Source organism: Vibrio sp. R15-SG3-ISO1A, from assembly GCF_059833955.1.
The window spans coordinates 35,286-56,570 of record NZ_JCBDGH010000051.1; the positions used below are offsets into that span (position 1 = coordinate 35,286).

The window sequence follows — 21,285 nt, forward strand, 5'->3', positions numbered from 1 at the left end:
TTTGTGGTTTAGCCGCACCTTAGCAAGGCGTTATGTGCTAGGAGATATAAAAATGGATGTTGATAGCAATAAAGGGTATATCGAGAGATTTCATGGGACAATTGAGTGGGTTCTATCTGCTCTTCTAGGTGTTTCTTTTGCATCGTTTTTGTTCATCGAATCTGTATCTTCGGTAAATAACGAAACAATCAAAGCAGTTTCTAGTTCGCTTCATTTGTTCGCTATTCCCTTCTACATTAGCGGGCTAATTAGTTGTAGAGACGCAAAATACAGCAGTGACACTGAACAAAGTGATAAGTATTTACCTATATTCTTGATGGTAGGCTTACTTAGTACATTTTTTGGCTTTATAGGTATGATCATGTGCATCAATATTGCCTATGGCGTAGTTTTTGGTGGCGCACTATTGCTAAGTACTGGCGTAATGAAGCTACAAGTTAGGAAACGCACATAACAAACAATTCAAGCTGATTCGCAACGCTCGGCGCTCTCGGTTTCAATTGGTTTGGTGATTGCGGTGAAGTGTTTGAGTGCGGTGGCAGCGTTGCTCACAACTTAATTGGGCGTTAGTTGGCGGGTAATTTTTTGAGGCTAGTTCATCGTCTTCTTTGGCCATTCGTCCGGTGCCATCGGCAATTTGGCATTGTCGGTGTCAGTTCTTGAATTACTCAAACCAAAGCACGTTTCAATGTTCGTGGATTTGCCTCATTGCGGTTTCGTACAGGTTTGTGGCGAGAATCGTAGGCGTAACGTTGCGTTGAGTTTTGGTGTTTCAGGGGCAGGTTTATGTGCTTTTCATTTGCTCGTCAGCATTGCCGTTTCAACAACTTGAACTGGTGTTTTGTGTGCGCTTTCTTTGCCGGAGTGTAGTGGCTCACATTGCTTTGAGTAAATCGTGGGTAACTTCGAGTGTGGTGTTGTACGCTTGCGGGTAGTGGTTTACTTTTTCGTACGGTGGCGTTTCTGGTAGAGCAACGCACTAGCCAACTAACAAGTTACTCAAGTGGACGCCAAACGCTCGGCGGTTTTGGTTTGGAGCTCAGTGGATTTTGCGAGTTCATCACAGGCGCCACTTAGCAAGGCGTTAGGTTTATAGGTCGAAATATTGCATGAAATTACAACAACTCTTAGCGTGGTTAACACCATATAGCTTGTTTATATCTATCTTGTACTTATTCGGGTTCTGGAGCTCATTCGATGTTAATATTTTAGAGTATATTGCTCTATCGGATGTTCTTAAGAGTGCAATGACACCACTGTTGTACTCGGCTCTTCTGGTTACCGTAGGCTTTGCTATTGGTAACGTGTTAGGGATGCCAATAGCAAAGCATTTACCTGCAGGTGGAGGACAGCACTTACCAGTGGCTAAATATGTTAGGCTAGCGTTTAGGGTTGCATTTTGGGCCTTGTTTCTAGCAATAATTTATCAAATTGTGTTTGAGTCTGGAAATTATAGGTGGTTCAAAGTAGCTGCATTAACAATGTTAATTGTTCCGGTTTTAGTTGGTGATGCAAAAGAGCTAGAAAACCATATTCCTTATAAAAGTGTTCGGGTTATTGTTGTTAATGTATTGGTTGCAGTTGCGGCCTACGCATTTGGTTGGGGAGCAATTGATGCTAGAGCTGCCAAAACCGATGATCAGCATCTCAAAATAAACGGTTTTGAGGTCGGGTATCAATATGTAGGCTGGGCTGGGGATTATTTATTTCTTTGGGATAACGAAAGTCATGTGGTTATTGCTATGGCTAAAAGAACTGTAGACTCAATAGAGTTTTCGGTAGTGGAAGAAAAATCAATTTTTGAACGGTACACGACAGCAAATAAACCTAACAAATTGCTTAAGAGTGACGGCTAACCTTTGGCATTTTTGGTTCGGTTTAGTTTAGTGATTACGGTGGCTTTGCTTCGGTTCAGTGGTTTAGCCGCACCTTAGCAAGGCGTTAGTTGGCGGGTGATTTTTTAAGGCTAGTTCAGCGTCATCTCTGGCCATTCGTCTGGTGTTATCGGCAATTTGGCATTGTCGGTATCAGTTCTTGAATCACTCGAACCAAGTGCTTTTTAATGTTCGTGGGTTGCCTCATTGTGGTTTCGTGCAGGTTGGTGGCGGGTTTCGTGGGCGTAAAGTTGCGTGGAGTTTTGGTGTTTCAGGGGCTGGTTTATGCGCTGTTCATCTGCTCGTCAGAATTGCCGCCTCAATAACTTCAACGGGTATTTTGTGTCCGCTTTCTTTTTTGGAGTGTAGTGGCTCACATTCCTTTGAGTAAATCATGGGTTACTTTGGTTGCGGTGTTGTGGGCTTGGGTTCGGTGGTTTACTTTTTCGTACGGTGGCGTTTCTGGCAGAGCAACGAACTAGCCAACTAACTAGTTACTCAAGTGGACGCCAAACGCTCGGCGGTTTTGGCTTGGAGTCAAGTGGGTTTTGCGGGTTCTTCGCAAGCGCCACTTAGCAAGGCGTTAGTTGGCGGGTGAATTTTTGGGGCTAGTTCATTGTCTTCTTTGGCCATTCGTCCAGTGTCATCGGCAATTTCGCATTGTCGGTGTCAGTTCTTGAATCACTCATGCCAAGCGCTTTTCAATGTTCGTGGGTTTGCCTCATTTTGGTTTCGTGCAGGTTGGTGGCTAGAATCGTGGGCGTAAAGTTGTGTTGAGTTTTGGTGTTTCAGGTGCAGGTTTATGTGTTGAAAGTCTGCTCGTTAACTTTGCCGTTTCAACAACTCGAACTGGTGTTTTGTGCCCGCTTTCTTTGTCTGAGTGTAGTGGTTCACATTGCTTTGAGTAAATCGTGGGTAACTTTGGGTTCAGTGTTGTGCGTTTGGCTGTGGTGGTTTACTTTTTCGTACGGTGGCATTTCTGGCAGAGCAACGCACTAGCCAACTAACCAGTTACTCAAGTGGACGCCAAATTCTCGGCGGTTTTGGTTTGGAGTTCAGTGGGTTTTGCGCGTTCATCGCAGGCGCCACTTAGCAAAGCGTTAGTTGGCGGGTGAATTTTTGGGGCTAGTTCATCGTTGTCTCAGGCAATTCGTTCGGTGTTATCGGTCATTTGGCATTGTCGGTATCAGTTCTTGAATCACACAAGCCAAGCGCTTTCAATGTTCGTGGATTTGCCTCATTTTGGTTTCGTGCAGGTTGGTTGCCAGTTTCGTGGGCGTAAAGTCGCGTTGAGTTTTGGTGTTTCAGGGGCAGGTTTATGCGCTTTTCATTTGTTCGTCAGCATTGCCGCTTCAACAGCTCGAACTGGTGTTTTTTGTCCGCTTTCTTTTTCGGGTTGCAGTGGCTCACATTACTTTGAGTAAATCGTGGGTAACTTTGGGTGCGGTGTTGTGCGCTTGCCTTTGGTGGTTTACTTTTTCGCACGGTGGCGTTTCTGGCCGAGCAACGAACTAGCCGACTAACCATTTACTCAAGTGGACGCCAAACGCTCGGCGGTTTTGGCTTGGAGTTCAGTGGGTTTTGCAGGTTCATCGCAGGCGCCACTTAGCAAGGCGTTATGTAACAGGCTGATTTTCTATAATATTTAGTCCTCCGAAAAGCCAAACTACTTAACTAGTTTTTAGTTATTGGTTCAGCGTTTTGAGTTGGCTTCTTCGCAAAGATTCTAGGTCAACGATAGTGTTTCTCGCTTGGAAAGGTCATTTCGGCTTGTTTCTCTAGGTTCAAAAGCAAAGTCACTCGCTGAAACTCACTGTCCTGAAATCGTTGTAACTCCTCCACTTCGAATTTGGCCTTAGCACTCAAATCCATAATAAGAGCCTTGAGTGCAAGGACGTTTTTAGTAGTCTGAAGGCAAGAATAAAGTCCGAGTGCGTCATTACATAACAAACAATTTAAGCAGACCCTCAACGCTTGCCATTTTTGGTTTGCAGTCAGTTCAGCGTTTAAGGTGTCATGCAGAAGCTATCGTTGTGCGTTTCGGGCTACTTAATCGGGCGTTATACCTACTGGATAATTCAATAAAAGGAAATATATGAAGTCTGTAATTGTTAGAGATAAAAAAGAACTCAAGAAAGCATTAAAAAGTGATGTAGATGAAATTGTTATTGAAAATCACTCACTAGAGAAAAAGTTAAAATCAGTTGCATTAATAAGGAAAGCAGGGCCATACGCAATTGCTGCCATTGTCGCAGCAATACCCTTCATTCCTTTTACAGGTGGGGCAAGTGTACCTGCAACAATGGTTGGTTTTATGGGGGCTTCTGGTGCGGCAGCTTCTACTGGAGTAATTAGTCTAGTGGCAGCGATTGGTGGGATAGTTGTTATTGGAATTTTCACAGACTGGGAAGAAGTAGAAATTGCAGGAGTCTTCAAACTTAAGAGAAAGCGTAAGTAGGTATAACAAAGCATTTAAGAGTGATTCGCAACGCTTGGCAGTTTCGCTTCGCTCAAGTATAGCCAAACGTCGCTCACACCTTAATGCGGCGTTATATTTTTAATCGAGTTCAGAGCTAGAATCATGGATGAAAGAAGTAAATCATATTTAGAACAATACCTTAGTTCCTTACCTGACGAAGTGGCATCAAAATACACCTCATTCAGCGCAGATTACTTTTGTGCTGACGAATACAATGCAAATGTTTGTGCAGAACTGATATTGAAAGGTGAAAAGACCGCTACGTGTAGTCTTGATATCTGGTATAGCGAGCAAGGTGAAACGATGCCAGAAGTAGGGCATCTAATGGTCGTAACAAATTGGAACGGTGATCCTGTTTGTATTGTGGAAGTGACATCGGTTAGTAAGTGCAAATACAACGAAGTTACTGAAGAATTTGCAGCATCAGAGGGTGAGGGCGACAAAACACTCAGTTGGTGGAAAAAAGCTCATTGGAACTTCTTTTCAAAGGAGTGTGCCGAGCTCAATATTAGTCCATCAGAAGATATGTTGTTAGTTTTGGAACGGTTCAAACGGGTATACCCACAAAAAATATAACAAAGCGTTTAAGACAGATTCCCAACGCTTGGCATTTTCAGTACAAGGTTGGGTATTGTGTTTACGGTGCAATGTTTTTGGTTCGGTGGTTAGCGTTGCTCACTACTTAACGCGGCGTTAGTTGGCGGGTGAATTTTTAAAGGCTAGTTCAACGTAATCTCTGGCCATTCGTCTGGTGTCATCGGCAATTTGGTATTGTCGGTGTCAGTTCTTGAATAACTCAAACCAAGCGCTTTTCAATGTTCGTGGGTTGCCTCATTTTGGTTTCGTGCAGGTTGGTGGCGAGTTTCGTGGGCGTAAAGTTGCTTTGAATTTTGGTGTTTCAGATGCACCGTTATTGGCTTTCAATCTGCTCATTGGCGTTGTCGTCGTAAAAGGTTTAGGCGGTGTGTTTTGTCTGCTTTCTCTGCTGAAATGCAGTGGCTCACATTCCTTTGAGTAAATCGTGGGTAACTTTGGGTTCATTGTTGTGCGCTTGGCTGTGGTGGTTTACTTTTTCGTACGGTGGCGTTTCTGGCAGAGCAACGCACTAGCCAACTAACAAGTTACTCAAGTGGACGCCAAACGCTCGGCGGTTTTGGCTTGGAGTGCAGTGGGTTTTGTGTGTTCATCGCTGGCGCCACTTAGCAAGGCGTTATGACACGACGGTCCTCACAGGTTGTATGTACTGTGATGATACTCAAGTTTGATTGTAATCTAATGGGATGGCAGAAAAACGGCAAAAAGGGCGAATATTGGTTATTTCCATGCTAACCTTGAGGCGCTTTCGCGATCCTTAATACGGCGCGCGATTAAAGAGATCGCGCAAGCGCTACTCAAGGTAGTGCGATAACAAATACTTCGGCTTCGATTTTTTGTCTTTTTACTCCTACCTTATTGTATTAAAAGAATATTTCACTTAAATTTGAATGAAATTGGTCGTGACATAACAATGCATTCAAGAGTGATTCGAGCCTGCGTGTGTCCACAGTTTACTTTTGCTAGGTAGGTTAAACGTGGTCTGCAGATAGTACAGTACTCACGGCTCTCACACCTTAATGCGCGCGTTAGTTGGCGGGTGATTTTTTAGGGCTAGTTCAGCGTCTTCTTTGGCCATTCGTCTGGTGTTATCGGCAATTTGGCATTGTCGGTATCAGTTCTTGAATCACTCGAACCAAGTGCTTTTTAATGTTCGTGGGTTGCCTCATTGAGGTTTCGTGCAGGTTGGTTGCCAGTTTCGTGGGCGTAAAGTTGCGTTGAGTTTTGGTGTTTCAGGAGATGGTTTATGTGTTGTTCATCTGCTCGTCAGAATTGCCGCCTCAATAACTTCAACGGGTATTTTGTGTCCGCTTTCTTTGTCGGAGCGTAGTGGCTCACATTCCTTTGAGTAAATCGTGGGTAACTTTGGTTTCGGTGTTGTGGGCTTGGGTTCGGTGGTTTACTTTTTCGTACGGTGGCGTTTCTGGCGGAGCAACGAACTAGCCAACTAACAAGTTACTCAAGTGGACGCCAAACGCTCGGCGGTTTTGGCTTGGAGTTCAGTGGGTTTTGTGCGTTTATCGCAGGCGCCACTTAGCAAGGCGTTATAAGCCACGAGCAAATCAGTGAGTTTACATTGCAGGGCTGTAGGTTTTCTCACAAGGAAGGAGTAAATTAATGAGAATCGAAAATTTCTTAAGAGGGTTGTTTGTTGGGTTTGGTTGCTATCTATCAGTTAAAGTGATCACGATGATTGGTCCAGATCTAGCAAATACCAATGAACCCTTATTTCTACTTACGCTTCTAACTAACTCAGTAGGTTATGTTGTGGTATTCAATAAGGTGTTTGACGGCGTGTCGTGGTTTATAGGTCAGAGAAAACGTAAGATAAATGGCTTATAACAAAGCGTTTAAGGCAGATTCGCAACGCTTGGCATTTCGGGTTTGTATCGGCTTTAGTGTTTACGGCACAATGGGTTAGGTTATGTGGTCGCGTTGCTCACTACTTAACGCGGCGTTAGTTGGCGGGGGATTTTTTAGGGCTATTTCAGCGTCATCTCTGGCCATTCGTCTGGTGTTATCGGCAATTTGGCATTGTCGGTATCAGTTCTTGAATCACTCGAACCAAGTGCTTTTCAATGTTCGTGGATTTGTCTCATTTTGGTTTCGTGCAGGTTGGTGGCCAGTTTCGTGGGCGTAAAGTCGTGTTGATTTTTGGTGTTTCAGGTGCGGGTTTATGCGCTTTTCATTTGCTCGTCAGCATTGCCGTTTCAATAATTCCAACTGGTGTTTTGTGTCCGCTTTCTTTGTCGGAGTGCAGTGGCTCACATTGCTTTGAGTAAGTCGTGGGTAACTTTAGTTTCGGTGTTGTGCGCTTAGTTGCGTTGGTTTACTTTTTCGTACGGTGGCGTTTCTGGCGCAGCAACGAACTAGCCAACTAACCAGTTACTCAAGTGGACGCCAAACGCTCGGCGGTTTTGGCTTAGAGTTCAGTGGGTTTTGTGGGTTTATCGCAGGCGCCACTTAGCAAGGCGTTAGGCATCAAAATATATTGGACAATTTATGACTATAGAAGAATTTCGTAACCTAGCTCAGGCTTTCCAAGCTATCTTCGTAGCAGTCGGAGCTATAATTGCGAGTGGTTGGGCAGTATATACCTTTTCCAAATTGAAATCGGTTCAGAAAGCAAAAATTGAGCTGGATAAGCTGCAATATGAAATAGAGAAAACTAAGCTAGACCTCAAAGGGACACCGATTCTAAAGTTAAAGCTAGCAGCTGAAACTTTTGGTACTGGGAAGGAACGATTTATAAAAGGTAAACTCTACATAGAGAATACAGGTTCAATTGACGAAGTAATTTCGTGGAAGCAGTCAAAAATATACGCAACTAAAGTTAACTCAATCGATGATGGTAAAGCTATAGGTCATCAAAATATTAAGGGTGCGATAGCACGCCTAAACGGGCTTATTGCAACGGCCACACACCTTTCACCAAAGGAAGTAGCGAATGAAGAATTCTTATTTCCAATACAAGAAGATGGTATTTATATTGTGAGCGCGACACTAGTCGTTGCAACTGACAACCAAACTAAAATCAAAGAGCAGTATGACTTGCCTGGAGAAATGGTTTCCTATAGTCAAACAGTTTACCTAGACACGGTGGCTAATGCCTAACAAACGCTTTAAGACGGATTCGCAACGCGTGGCATTTCTACCATGCGTTGATTTTAGTGATTTAGGTGGTATGCGGAAACATCGCATTGCGTTGCTCACCACTTAAGCGGGCGTTAGTTCCCCAGAGGAAGCAATCAATCCGTAGGGAATTTTTGTTTCTGGTGGAGTACACGCATAACACGGATGATATCGCCCTCAACCCAGTAAGATACAATCATCGAAATCTCAGGAATAATGAGCAATCGTCCGCGGATGCCATCTCGTTGTACACCCATTAAAGGTTGTTCAAGCAAGTTTTCTACTTTTGCTTCAATGAGGTTGTCAGTTTTTTCTGCCGCATCAGGGTTGAAGTCATAGAGAAACTCGAAGATCTTTTCACGATCATTAAGTGACTCTTCTTCCCATAAAATCATTGCTTACCTCGATTACGGATTCTGGCTTTGCGCTCTTCCATTCGAGACTTAGCAGTTTGGTGCTCAACGAAAACAGATTTTCCTGAGTCAAACTTCTCAAATGCTAGGTTTACTTGTTCAGTTAGCCATGCATCGTGAGATAATGTTTTTCTTTGTTGTTCAGCGAGTTGCTCAGTAAGTTCACGGCAAGCATCACTTAAAGTTCGACCTTGGCTCTCAGCCATTTGTTGAGCTAGGCGTTTTGTTTCTTCATCAACACGAAATTGAATTCTAGTGTCCATGATATATTCCTTTGTTGGTGTGTGTACAAATGTTAGCACTAGGCTTTGAGATGGGCAACTAACAAACAATTTAAGAGTGATTCGGCACGCGTGGCATTTTTGCTATGCGTTGGTTTTAGTGATTAAGGTGGTATGCGGGAGCGTCGTATTGCGTGCCTCACACCTTAATTGGGCGTTAGGCATCAGGAGGTTTGCATGAAACATCCAAAGTTTAAAGGTGTTGGCACATTAGATGCCGAAATCGAAAAGTGCGAAAAAAATTTGTTGAAAAAGGAAATCGAGTTCAACTGGATTGTTCAGAAACTGAAGTCTGCAGACCCGTCACTAGATAATATCAATAAGCTTAGACAGCAACTTCGTGCTAAAGAGAAACAAGTGATAAAGGCTCGAAAACAAGTAAAGGTAAAAAAGGATCAAAAGTCTCGTAAGGTTAATGAGAGGCAAAGAACCAAGTTTGGTGGTCAAGCTAGGAAAAAAGAACGATTGGCTTTAAATCGAGCGATTAATGAAGAGATGGATAATCAGGAGAACATTTTGTCCCAGTTAAAAAACATAGCAATTGAGTTTCAATCTGATAAAGAAGAACCACAATCAGGGACTGAGTTATTCATTTCCCACGCTTCGGAAGATAAAGCCGATTTTGTTAAACCACTAGCTGACGAGTTAATAAAGTTGGGTGTGTCAGTGTGGTACGACGAATATACACTGCGCATTGGAGACAGCTTGCGCGGTTCAATTGACCAAGGTCTTTCTGAATCAAAGTATGGTCTAATTATCCTGTCTAAAGCATTTTTTGAAAAAAATTGGACTCAGTACGAACTGAATGGGTTAGTAGTAAGAGAAATGGAAGGAGATAAGGTCATATTACCTATCTGGCACAACATTACCAAAGACGAGATTATGAAACTAAGCCCTTCTTTAGTCGATAAGGTAGCGTTGAACTCAACTATGTTCACGATTAGAGAAATAGCTGAGAAAGTGGCTGACGCTGTGAAAAATGCCTAACAAAGCGTTTAATACAGATTCCCAACGCTTGGCATTTTCGGTTTGCTTTGAATTTAGTGTTTACAGCACAAAGGTTTAGGTTTGGTGGTCTGCGTTGCTCACTACTTAACGCGGCGTTAGTTGGCGGGTGATTTTTTAGGGCTAGTTCAGCGTCATCTCTGGCAATTCGTTCGGGATTTTCGGCAATTTAGCATTGTCTGCATCAATTCTTGAACCACTCAAGCCAAGGTGCGTTTCAATGTTCGTGGGCTTGCCTCATTGTAGCTTTGTGCAGGTTGGTGGTGAGTCTCGTTGGCGTAAAGTTGCGTTGAGTTTTGGTGTTTCAGATGCAACGTTGTTGGCTTTCAATCCGCTTATTGGCGTTGTCTGTCGTAAAAGGTTTTGGCGGTGTGTTTTGTCTGCTTTCTCTGCTGAAATGCAGTGGCTCACATTCCTTTGAGTAAATCGTGGGTAACTTTGGGTTCAGTGTTGTGCGCTTGGCTGTGGTGGTTTACTTTTTCGTACGGTGGCGTTTCTGGCAGAGCAACGAACTAGCCAACTAACCAGTTACTCAAGTGGACGCCAAACGCTCGGCGGTTTTGGCTTGGAGTGCAGTGGGTTTTGTGTGTTCATCGCAGGCGCCACTTAGCAAGGCGTTAGTTGGCGGGTGATTTTTTAGGGCTAGTTCATCGTCTTCTTTGGCCATTAGTCCGGTGTTATCGGCAATTTGGCATTGTCGGTATCAGTTCTTGAATCAATCGAACCAAGTGCTTTTCAATGTTCGTGGATTTGCCTCATTTTCGTTTCGTGCACGTTGGTGGCCATTTTCGTGGGCGTAAAGTTGCCTCATTTTCGTTTCGTGCACGTTGGTGGCCATTTTCGTGGGCGTAAAGTTGCTTTGAGTTTTGGTGTTTCAGGTGCAGGTTTATGTGTTGAAAATCTGCTCGTTAGCTTTGCCGTTGCAATAACTCGAACTGGTGTTTTGTGTCCGCTTTCTTTGTCGGAGTGTACTGGCTCACATTGTTTTGAGTAAATCGTGGGTAACTTTGGGTTCGGTGTTGTGCGCTTGGCTGCGGTGGTTTACTTTTTCGTACGGTGGCGTTTCTGGCAGAGCAACGAACTAGCCAACTAACCAGTTACTCAAGTGGACGCCAAACGCTCGGCGGTTTTGGTTTGGAGTTCAGTGGGTTTTGTGCGTTGGTCGCAGGCGCCACTTAGCAAGGCGTTAGTTGGCGCGAACATTTTTAGTTTTAACTGTCAAAGGTAACGGGTATAATTTTGTCTAAATAAACAAGAGATATGAATAACCAATATGACGTCATCTATTGACCATTTACATAAGCCCACTAGAGAGCCAAGAGGCTACTTGGGGGAGCCGATTCCTAGCCAAAAGGAATGGTTATCTTGGTCGCAGGATAAACGAAATAAGTACGATGACGAAATAAGAGAGGAGATATATACTGGCTTTGGTTCAGATTTTGATACTCATGTTGAAGTGTGGATGGATGTTTGTTGTTTTGCTAAATCAGCACTAGATGAACCTGTATATATGAGGATGAGAGCATCATTAGAGCATCCGATGCACAATGCATGCACCCTACGAGATACTAGATATTATTTACATACTCGTGTTCCCGAGTTTTTAGAGAAGTATCAGGTCGGAGTGGCATCAGATATATATACTGAGAAAAAATTAGGAAAGCAGTTCAATTTTATTCACCAACCGGTAGTTAAGTTGGGCGATTCTGAATACCCGATATACATATATCCGACCCAAAGAGATGGAATGACCAGAGTTAGTTTTACTCGCAATAGTTGGAAATCACATAAACGTGAAGATACGTTTACTACTTACTATTATCTTGTTCCTAGAGCAGACCTTATTCCAATCTACAAAAACGCATTGGAAGTTCAAAATAGAAGAGCTAAACTTTTGCAAGAAAAGTAAAGCCTATATCTTTTACTACCCTCAAGCACATCTGTTGTATACCACCTAACAAACGCTTCAACCGGACAGTCAACGCTTGGCGGTTTTGCTGCTACAGTTAGCTTCGGTGATTATGGTGTATTAGTTTTGCTTTGGTGGCGGCGTTGTCTGCCAGTTAAGCGGGCGTTAGTTGGCGGGGGGTTTTTTAGGGCTGTTTCAGCGTCATCTCTGGCCATTCGTCTGGTGTTATCGGCAATTTGGCATTGTCGGTATCAGTTCTTGAATTACTCGAACCAAGTGCTTTTCAATGTTCGTGGATTTGCCTCATTTTGATTTCGTGCAGGTTGGTGGCCAGTTTCGTGGGCGTAAAGTCGTGTTGATTTTTGGTGTTTCAGGTGCGGGTTTATGCGCTTTTCATTTGCTCGTCAGCATTGCCGTTTCAATAATTCCAACTGGTGTTTTGTGTCCGCTTTCTTTGCTGGGGTGTAGTGGCTCACATTGCTTTGAGTAAATCGTGGGTAACTTTGGTTTCGGTGTTGTGTGCTTGGGTTCGGTGGTTTACTTTTTCGTACGGTGGCGTTTCTGGCGGAGCAACGAACTAGCCAACTAACAAGTTACTCAAGTGGACGCCAAACGCTCGGCGGTTTTGGCTTGGAGTTCAGTGGGTTTTGCAGGTTCATCGCAGGCGCCACTTAGTAAAGCGTTATGCGCCCCAAGAGGATGGATGGTAATTTATGAGGAATAAGATTTGGCGATAGAATCACCTTTATTTCAGAGCGCTATGGAGTTACTTGGTCACTCTATAACCCACTACAATGGTAAGAAAGAATTAGATCGAAAATTGCTAATTTTACATTTAGCAAATGCTGTAGAACTAGTCTTAAAAGACTTAGTGCTTGACGCTGGTGAATCAATATACAAAGGCCCCAAAGAAACAATTACTATCCAAGGTTGCCTTAAGGTCTTGCAAGATAAATCGATAAGCTTACCTCTGCTGAACAAAATAGAGCTCTTGATAGATGAAAGAAATGCTCTACAGCATCGCTTCGGTTCACCAAACGAATTGACTAGCATTTTCTATATGAATATCGCGGAGAACTTTTTTCGAGAGGTGCTTAAAACTCATTACGATCAGGAATACGATGAAGTTATCAATCAATTCGCTGACGAATCAGACTTGCTTGAATATAAGCTAAATGACCCAACTAATGATCAAGAGTTAGATAAACTTAAAGATTTAGCAAAAATACACCCATTGGGTGCATTGCTCTCGGCTTGGACTTACATTGAAAAAGAAATCGAAGAATTTGCAGATAAAACAAGCTTAAATTTCCTCCGTCGTCGTCCTTCAACAATAGACTTAGTCAATGGGCGTTGGGAAAAATTTGGTGTCGTCGTACCAAACTCACTTAGTGAACGTTTTAACGAAGCTCGTCGATTAAGAAATATGGCTGCACATGGCCGCATCGAACCGACGACGGAAGATGTTATATCCTCTGTGGAGACAATCGAGGCATTTGAAAAATATTTACTAAATCTAGATAAAGCTAGCATCAAGGAATACGCTGAGATTGAGAAAGAAAGGCTTGAAAAAGAAAGGCAAGAATATCTTGAAAAACGAGCAAAAGAAAAGCAACAGTTAGAAATCATTGATATGTTCGGCGGTACAGGCGCATAACAAACAATTTAAGAGTGATTCAGCACGCTTGGCATTTTTGGTTTGAATTAAGTTCAGTGTTTACGGTGTTCAAATTGAGTTACGTGGTTACGTGCTTCACACCTTAATTGGGCGTTATAAATACAACCAACCTACGTGAATATGGTTTAGATTTTAAGACTCATGGTATACTCGTTATCTACTAAAAAATAAAAGAAAAGTTAGGAAATTATGTGGTATTTAGATTGGCAATTTTGGTCTGCTGTTGTGGCTTTTTTAGCATTGGTGTTATCGCAACTACCCCCTTTAAAGTCCCTTCTGAAAAAAGGTAAAGTCGAGCTAAAGAAACATACTTCAATTTTTATTCATCACTCAATTGGCACTCCAAACGTCAATGTTTTTGTCAGTTTGAAGAATGTAGGAGGAAGAGCTTTAACCGTAAACTCATTACGGATTCAGCTAAGAAGGGATGGTAAGGATCTGCCAGAACTGGTGGCAACTGGATATTATTCTGATCTTAACGCACAGCAAACTACGATGTTTACTCCATTTGAATTGGGAACAGGAGAAAGCTGGGCTCATACGATCAACTGCCATGAAAAGTGGAATCGTACTCAGCAACAAAAATTTAGAGCAATTTCGTCGAAAGTCAGAGATACAATAAGTGAGAAGTTAAAGTTGGGTCCATTACCTAATGGTGAGCTGCATGAAGCTAACGCTGATCAAGTTGAGCAAATTCATGAACAGTTCATAAATAACTTTCAATGGTTGCCTGGTGAATACAGCGGCATCATTCAAGCTTCTGATAGTAAAGGGAAAATTCTACTTTCCGACGAGTTTAAATTTACTATTTTTGAGAGTGAATCTAACGAGCTTAAAGCAGGAGTGGACGACTACCGATATGGTTACGGGATTTATCTTCCGATATCTCAGAAGCAACAGGGCATATGGATTGACCTTGTAGGATAAGTATTTATAACAAAGCATTTAAGAGTGATTCCCAACGCTTGGCATTTTTCATTCCATCGTTGGGTTTCGTGTTTACGGTGGTAAGGTTAAGTTTCGTGGTCGCGTTGTTCACACCTTAATGCGGCGTTAGTTTTATGGAGGAAATATTGTGGAAATCTGGAAGTTATTGTTCTTTATACCTGCGTGTTTTGCGCTCAATATGACTCCGGGTCCAAACAATCTATTGTCCATGAACAATGCTCGTTGTTACGGTTTCAAGTCCGCTTTTATTGCTGGGCTTGGTCGTATTGCTGCATTCGCTGTAATGATTGCCTTGGCTGCTTCTGGCTTAGCAGTAGTGCTCTATGCTTCTGAGACTCTATTTCTAACGATTAAAATTGTGGGCGCGGCTTACTTGTTGTGGATTGCCTTTAATCTTTGGCGTTCGGAAGCAAGTCCTGTTTCTGAACTAGAAAACACTCGTAACCGATTAGGTTTAGCTAAACAAGAATTTTTGCTAGCCGCTGGTAATCCAAAGGCGATCTTAATCTTTACCGCCTTTCTACCACAGTTCGTCGATGTTTCAGCGAATGTAAATGAACAGTTTTTCGCTCTAGGGGTTACGTTCCTAGTTTTAGAAATGGGTGCAATATCGATTTATGCAATATTTGGAATGTACTTAAGGCAGTGGTTTACGAAGCCGAAAATGGCTAAGCGCTTCAATAGAGGTTGTGCTACTTTTTTGGCTATGTCTGGAGCAAGCTTGTTACTGAGTCGCCAGCAATAAAACTAACAAACTGTTCAAGAGTGATTCGCAACGCGTGGCATTTTCACTATGCGTTGTGTTTAGTGTTTAAGGTGGTATGCGGCGGCTATGGTATTGCGTTGCTCACACCTTAACAGGGCGTTAGTTGACGGGTGATTTTTTAGGGCTAGTTCATCGTCTTCTTTGGCCATTCGTCTGGTGTTATCGGCAATTTGGCATTGTCGGTATCAGTTCTTGAATCACTCGAACCAAGTGCTTTTTAATGTTCGTGGGTTGCCTCATTGAGGTTTCGTGCAGGTTGGTGGCTAGAATCGTGGGCGTAAAGTTGCTTTGAGTTTTGGTGTTTCAGGTGCAGGTTTATGTGTTGAAAATCTGCTCGTTAGCTTTGCCGTTGCAATAACTCGAACTGGTGTTTTGTGTCCGCTTTCTTTGTCGGAGTGTACTGGCTCACATTGTTTTGAGTAAATCGTGGGTAACTTTGGGTTCGGTGTTGTGCGCTTGGCTGCGGTGGCTTACTTTTTCGTACGGTGGCGTTTCTGGCAGAGCAACGAACTAGCCAACTAACCAGTTACTCAAGTGGACGCCAAACGCTCGGCGGTTTTGGTTTGGAGTTCAGTGGGTTTTGTGCGTTGGTCGCAGGCGCCACTTAGCAAGGCGTTAGTTGGCGGGTGAATTTTTGGGGCTAGTTCATCGTCTTCTTTGGCCATTCGTCCGGTGTCATCGGCAATTTGGCATTGTCGGTGGCAATTCTTGAATCACTCAAACCAAAGCACGTTTCAATGTTCGTGGGTTTGCCTCACTTTGGTTTCGTGCGGGTTGCTGGCGAGTTTTTCGGGTGTAAAGTTGCGTTGAGTTTTGGTGTTTCAGAGGCAGGTTTATGTGTTGTGAATCCACTCGTCAGAATTGTCGCTTCAACAAATCCAACTGGTGTTTTTTGTCCATTTTCTTGGTCGGAGTGTAGTGGCTCACATTACTTTGAGTCAATCGTGGGTAACTTTGGTTGCGGTGTTGTGCGCTTGCCGGTGGTGGTTTACTTTTTCGTACGGTGGCGTTTCTGGTAGAGCGACGAACTAGCCAACTAACAAGTTACTCAAGTGGACGCCAAACGCTCGGCGGTTTTGGTTTGGAGTTCAGTGGGTTTTGTGAGTTCATCGCAGGCGCCACTTAGCAAGGCGTTATACGCTTTCGAGGAAATGATGATTCAGAGTATCTATGATCAAATGTGGCAAAGGTTTGAGTTGGCATCTACTCACAACGATTATGAGCTCGATTCTCATTTATTAGATGTTGCCAATGACACTCGTAGAGGTATCACAGCTTTAGCGTATTTAAAGCAGGGTAACAGCGTCGTCCTTGATGAAATTACCAATTTTCAGAAAGCGGTGCGAGAAATTGAACCTAATCAATATTATCATCCGCTTGATGAGCTTCATCTTACTGTTTTATCGGTAATTTCATGTGTTCCAGACTTCGATCTAAACGAAATCAATATTCAGGTGTATGCTGACATATTTCTCTCGGTGTTGAACACAATACAACCGATTGAAATACATTATCGTGGCGTTAGTGCATCACCCAATTGCATTGTGCTTCAAGGTTTTCCTACCAGTAACTCTTTAGAGCAGTTCAGGCATAAACTTAGGACTCAGCTAAGTGGCGCGGGATTAAGGGTAACTTTTGATAGCCGCTATAAATTAGTAACAGCCCACAGCTCTCTCATTCGTTTTAAGAACCCAATTAACGATGGTCAGCAACTTTTGGAGTTATGTCAGCAGTATCGAAACTATGACTTTGGTAGCATCGTTCTGAAAGACTTTGAGTTGGTGTTTAATAACTGGTATCAGAACTTGGCAGTCACGAAGTCTCTGGCTAATGGTTCAGTGACAGACCAACCACGCGTATAACAAAGCGTTTAAGACAGATTCGCAACGCTTGGCAATATTGGTTTGGTTGAGTTTTGGTGTTTACGGTGGCAAGGTCAGGTTCAGTGGTAGTGTTGCTCACTACTTAACGCAGCGTTAGTTGGCGGGTGAATTTTTGGGGCTAGTTCATCATCCTCTTTGGCCATTCGTCCGGTGTTATCGGCAATTTGGCATTGTCGGTGGCAGTTCTTTAATCACTCCAACCAAAGCACGTTTCAATCTTCGTGGAATTGCCTCATTGCGGTTTCGTGCAGGTTTGTGGCGAGAATCGTAGTCGCAAAGTTGCGTTGATTTTTGGTGTTTCAGGGGCGGGTTTATGCGCTTTTCATTTGTTTGTCAGCATTGCCGTTTCAACAACTCCATCTGGTGTTTTGTGCGCGCTTTCTTTGTCGGAGTGTAGTGGCTCACATTACTTTGCGTAAATCGTGGGTAACTTTGGGTTCAGTGTTGTGCGCTTGGGTTCAGTGGTTTACTTTTTCGTACGGTGGCGTTTCTGATAGAGCAACGCACTAGCCAACTAACCAGTTACTCAAGTGGACGCCAAACGCTCGGCGGTTTTGGCTTGGAGTTCAGTGGGTTTTGCGGGTTCATCGCAGGCGCCACTTAGCAAGGCGTTAGTTGGCGGGTGAATTTTTGGGGCTAGTTCATCGTCATCTCCGGCCATTCGTTCGATGCTATCGGCAATTTAATATTGTCGGTATCAGCTCTTGAATTACTCGAACCAAAGCACGTTTCAATGTTCGCGGGTTTACCTCATTTTGGTTTCGTGCAGGTTGGTGGCGAGTTTCGTGGGCGTAAAGTTGTGTGGAGTTTTGGTGTTTCAGGGGCAGGTTTATGCGCTGTTCATCTGCTCGTCAGAATTGCCGCCTCAATAACTTCAACGGGTATTTTGTGTCCGCTTTCTTTGCCGTGTTGTAGTGGGTCACATTACTTTGAGTAAATCGTGGGTAACTTTGGGTGCGGTGTTGTGCGCTTGGCTGTGGTGGTTTACTTTTTCGTACGGTGGCGTTTCTGGTAGAGCAACGCACTAGCCAACTAACAAGTTACTCAAGTGGACGCTAAACGCTCGGCGGTGTTGGCTTGGAGTTCAGTGGGTTTTGCGGGTTCATCGCAGGCGCCACTTAGTAAAGCGTTAGGCCAACAGCGAGGATTGGCGTTTGGAAAACAAGAATGAAGAAGAAAGTAAACTTTTAGATGCAATAGAGCATTTTGAAGATAGAGCGCATAAAACTATTGAGTTGGAAAAGCTGCTAGAAAGTGACACTTTTCGGTCAAAAGTAGACATTAGAGATATGAAGTCTGTTGAAAAACGGGCCAAGGAGTTTCTTTTAGTTGCGAAGGCTAGATATGATTCTGGCAATATTTCTGAGCATGAGCTTGCATTCTATACGTGTTGCGCCATCGAAAATCAGGTGCACGAGTTGAGGTGGTCTAATGGTTTTTATGACGAAGAGCTTCAACCAATTGGTGATGCAATGAAAAATGTCGAAAGAAAATACGGACTAAAAGATGACGAATTTTGGCATCTGTCCGATGCCCCTGATGAATATCTACAGCTTGCGGCTAAGTATGATGCTGTGCTTGAGAATAAGCTATTGGAAACATTTGAAGAGTTTGATGCTCCAGAAATGGCGAGACTATACCGCGAGGATCCAAATAAATTCAAAGAATTACACTCTATCGGTTACAGCTCAGTATTCACCAAAGATGACAATGCAAGGTTGTTGGCATTAGCACATATATATGAACTAGAAGCTATCAATGCTTCAAAAGGCGAAGCATATTTTGCTGCTTCAGTCATGTTAGGCTCTGCAATTGAAACGCGGTTGATAATTACTTGTATAAATAATAAATCGACAGTTAAGGACGCTTTACAAAGGTTAGGGTTATCCAATAAAAAACTGAAGTCGAAAAATCCGTTAACCTGGAAATTAGAAACGTTAATTGATGTCTGTTTTGAGGCTGGTTGGTTGCCTAAATTTGAAACCGAAAGGTTTGTCTATAGTAGGCATGCGATGGCAAATTTTTTGCGTTCAATTCGTAATAATGTTCACCCTGATGTTAAGTTAAAGAAGCAGGCTGGTCTGTCTTTTGGTAAAGAGCAGTATAAAGATGTTTATCATATACACCAACTGCTTACATCAGAGTTAAATTGGCCTAACAAATTGCTTAAGAGCGATTCGTAACGCGTGGCATTTTTACTATGCAGTGGCTTGTGGTGATTAAGGCGCCGTGCGGTAGCTTTTGTATTGCGTTACTCACACCTTAGCAAGGCGTTAGTTGGCGGGTGAATTTTTGGGGCTAGTTCAACGTAATCTCTGGCCATTCGTCTGGTGTTATCGGCAATTTGGCATTGTTGGTATCAGTTCTTGAATCACTCGAACCAGGCGCTTTTCAATGTTCGTGGATTTGCCTCATTTTGGTTTTGAGCAGGTTGGTGGCTAGCATCGTGGGCGTAAAGTTGTGTTGAGTTTTGGTGTTTCAGGTGCAGGTTTATGCGCTGTTCATCTGCTCGTCAGAATTGCGCCTCAATAACTTCAACGGGTATTTTGTGTCCGCTTTCTTTGTCGGAGTGTAGTGGCTCACATTCCTTTGAGTAAATCGTGGGTAACTTTAGTTTCGGTGTTGTGCGCTTAGTTGCGTTGGTTTACTTTTTCGTACGGTGGCGTTTCTGGCGCAGCAACGAACTAGCCAACTAACCAGTTACTCAAGTGGACGCCAAACGCTCGGCGGTTTTGGCTTAGAGTTCAGTGGGTTTTGTGGGTTTATCGCAGGCGCCACTTAGCAAGGCGTTAGTTGGCGGGTGATTTTTTAAGGTTAGTTCATCGTCATCTCTGGCCATTCGTCTGGTGTTATCGGCAATTTGGTGTTGTCGGTATCAGTTCTTGAATCACTCGAACCAAGTGCTTTCAATGTTCGTGGGTTGCCTCATTGTGGTTTCGTGCAGGTTGGTGGCCATTTTCGTGGGCGTAAAGTTGCTTTGAGTTTTGGTGTTTCAGGTGCAGGTTTATGTGTTGAAAATCTGCTCGTTAGCTTTGCCGTTGCAACAACTCGAACTGGTGTTTTGTGTCCGCTTTCTTTGTCGGAGTGTACTGGCTCACATTGCTTTGAGTAAATCGTGGGTAACTTTGGGGTCGGTGTTGTGCGCTTGGCTGCGGTGGCTTACTTTTTCGTACGGTGGCGTTTCTGGTAGAGCAACGCACTAGCCAACTAACCAGTTACTCAAGTGGACGCCAAACGCTCGGCGGTTTTGGCTTGGAGTTCAGTGGGTTTTGTGCGTTTATCGCAGGCGCCACTTAGCAAGGCGTTATAAGCCACGAGCAAATCAGTGAGTTTACATTGCAGGGCTGTAGGTTTTCTCACAAGGAAGGAGTAAATTAATGAGAATCGAAAATTTCTTAAGAGGGTTGTTTGTTGGGTTTGGTTGCTATCTATCAGTTAAAGTGATCACGATGATTGGTCCAGATTTAGCAAATACCAATGAACCCTTATTTCTACTTACGCTTCTAACTAACTCAGTAGGTTATATTGTGGTATTCAATAAGGTGTTTGACGGCGTGTCGTGGTTTATAGGTCAGAGAAAACGTAAGATAAATGGCTTATAACAAAGCGTTTAAGACGGATTCCCAACGCTTGGCATTTTCAGTTTACTTTGGGTTAAGTGTTTATGTCACAATGGGTTAGGTAGGGTGGTGGCGTTGCTCACCACTTAACGCGGCGTTAGGCGCAAGGAGGCATTAGTGGACATTGACGTTAGTAGTTTGATTGCGTGGTGGGGTGCAGGTTTGTCAACCTTATTGGCGATAGTCAAACTCTATGAATTTTGGCGTGATCGTTTCCGAGTTGAAATTGGGTATGGATTTACTGGCGACGTCAATCATGGCAATGACATCCATATTAGGAATCTCTCTAGTAGACCTATCATCCTGTCATATTGGGAGCTTTTTTATCGAAAGAGCTACTGGTCTGCTAAAAATGATAAGTATATCGCTTCACCGGAAGCTTTTGCTTATGACTTAAAAATTGATCCACATTCAAGTCATACATTGAACTTCAATGGTCAAGATCACTTTTCATGGAGCAATGCCGATGACACTAAAATCTACATAAGACTTCATATCGCAGGTCGTAGACCAGCAGTGAAGAAAGTGTACGGCTAATGCGCCTAACAAATTGCTCAAGCAGACAGCTAACGCTCGGCGATTTTGGTTTGGTTGAGTTCAGTGATTACGTGGCTTTGCTTGGGTGCTGTGTTCGTTAGCTGCAACTTAGCAAGGCGTTAGTTGGCGGGTGAATTTTTGGGGCTAGTTCATTGTCTTCTTTGGC

At 43.4% G+C, this 21,285-nt stretch carries 16 protein-coding genes; 14 read left to right on the top strand and 2 right to left on the bottom strand.

Features of this window, described 5'->3' with window-relative positions:
* The first annotated feature begins 52 nt into the window (after positions 1-52).
* The 6 genes from AC6R0L_RS07470 (at position 53) to AC6R0L_RS07495 (ending at position 8,061) form a co-directional block, all read left to right on the top strand.
* On the top strand, positions 53-454 hold the full coding sequence (locus tag AC6R0L_RS07470; protein ID WP_500628761.1) for a hypothetical protein: 402 nt from the start codon (positions 53-55) through the stop codon (positions 452-454).
* A 655-nt stretch (positions 455-1,109) separates the two neighbouring features.
* Positions 1,110-1,856, top strand: coding sequence for a hypothetical protein (locus AC6R0L_RS07475; RefSeq protein ID WP_500628762.1), 747 nt, complete (start codon positions 1,110-1,112; stop codon positions 1,854-1,856).
* A 2,113-nt stretch (positions 1,857-3,969) separates the two neighbouring features.
* Positions 3,970-4,332, top strand: a complete 363-nt coding sequence (locus AC6R0L_RS07480) for a PM1101 family membrane protein (protein WP_140336093.1) — start codon at positions 3,970-3,972, stop codon at positions 4,330-4,332.
* A 123-nt stretch (positions 4,333-4,455) separates the two neighbouring features.
* Positions 4,456-4,929 (top strand): ASCH domain-containing protein, encoded by a 474-nt coding sequence (locus tag AC6R0L_RS07485; RefSeq protein ID WP_500628763.1) that lies wholly within the window; start codon positions 4,456-4,458, stop codon positions 4,927-4,929.
* 211 nt (positions 4,930-5,140) lie between these two features.
* Complete coding sequence (locus AC6R0L_RS07490) at positions 5,141-5,371, top strand: hypothetical protein (RefSeq protein ID WP_500628764.1); 231 nt, start codon at positions 5,141-5,143, stop codon at positions 5,369-5,371.
* 2,078 nt (positions 5,372-7,449) lie between these two features.
* Complete coding sequence (locus tag AC6R0L_RS07495) at positions 7,450-8,061, top strand: hypothetical protein (RefSeq protein ID WP_500628765.1); 612 nt, start codon at positions 7,450-7,452, stop codon at positions 8,059-8,061.
* A 134-nt stretch (positions 8,062-8,195) separates the two neighbouring features.
* On the opposite strand, the gene AC6R0L_RS07500 is transcribed toward AC6R0L_RS07495, so the two are convergent.
* Both AC6R0L_RS07500 and AC6R0L_RS07505 read right to left on the bottom strand, forming a co-directional pair.
* Positions 8,196-8,474, bottom strand: a complete 279-nt coding sequence (locus AC6R0L_RS07500; protein WP_005398411.1) for a type II toxin-antitoxin system RelE/ParE family toxin — start codon at positions 8,472-8,474, stop codon at positions 8,196-8,198.
* Positions 8,471-8,755 carry a type II toxin-antitoxin system TacA family antitoxin gene (locus AC6R0L_RS07505; protein ID WP_005398409.1) on the bottom strand — a complete coding sequence of 95 codons (285 nt, stop codon included), beginning with the start codon at positions 8,753-8,755 and terminating at the stop codon, positions 8,471-8,473. Before AC6R0L_RS07505 ends, AC6R0L_RS07500 begins: the two co-directional genes overlap by 4 nt.
* A 195-nt stretch (positions 8,756-8,950) precedes the next feature.
* Here AC6R0L_RS07505 and AC6R0L_RS07510 point away from each other — a divergent pair, with 195 nt between their 5' ends.
* The 8 genes from AC6R0L_RS07510 (at position 8,951) to AC6R0L_RS07545 (ending at position 21,119) form a co-directional block, all read left to right on the top strand.
* Positions 8,951-9,760 (top strand): toll/interleukin-1 receptor domain-containing protein, encoded by an 810-nt coding sequence (locus tag AC6R0L_RS07510; RefSeq protein ID WP_500628766.1) that lies wholly within the window; start codon positions 8,951-8,953, stop codon positions 9,758-9,760.
* Positions 9,761-11,051: 1,291 nt separating this feature from the next.
* Complete coding sequence (locus AC6R0L_RS07515; RefSeq protein WP_500628767.1) at positions 11,052-11,687, top strand: hypothetical protein; 636 nt, start codon at positions 11,052-11,054, stop codon at positions 11,685-11,687.
* Between the two features lie 727 nt (positions 11,688-12,414).
* The gene (locus AC6R0L_RS07520) at positions 12,415-13,344 is read left to right on the top strand and encodes a hypothetical protein (protein ID WP_500628768.1); all 930 of its coding nucleotides are present in this window, start codon (positions 12,415-12,417) and stop codon (positions 13,342-13,344) included.
* Between the two features lie 210 nt (positions 13,345-13,554).
* Positions 13,555-14,292, top strand: a complete 738-nt coding sequence (locus AC6R0L_RS07525; RefSeq protein WP_500628769.1) for a hypothetical protein — start codon at positions 13,555-13,557, stop codon at positions 14,290-14,292.
* Between the two features lie 148 nt (positions 14,293-14,440).
* Entirely contained in the window at positions 14,441-15,058 is a 618-nt protein-coding gene (locus tag AC6R0L_RS07530) for a LysE family translocator (protein ID WP_238764729.1), read from the top strand.
* 1,175 nt (positions 15,059-16,233) lie between these two features.
* Entirely contained in the window at positions 16,234-16,941 is a 708-nt protein-coding gene (locus tag AC6R0L_RS07535; protein WP_500628777.1) for a 2'-5' RNA ligase family protein, read from the top strand.
* 1,175 nt (positions 16,942-18,116) lie between these two features.
* Positions 18,117-19,145 carry a hypothetical protein gene (locus AC6R0L_RS07540; RefSeq protein WP_500628770.1) on the top strand — a complete coding sequence of 343 codons (1,029 nt, stop codon included), beginning with the start codon at positions 18,117-18,119 and terminating at the stop codon, positions 19,143-19,145.
* 1,554 nt (positions 19,146-20,699) lie between these two features.
* On the top strand, positions 20,700-21,119 hold the full coding sequence (locus AC6R0L_RS07545; protein ID WP_500628771.1) for a hypothetical protein: 420 nt from the start codon (positions 20,700-20,702) through the stop codon (positions 21,117-21,119).
* The last annotated feature ends 166 nt before the right edge of the window (positions 21,120-21,285 follow it).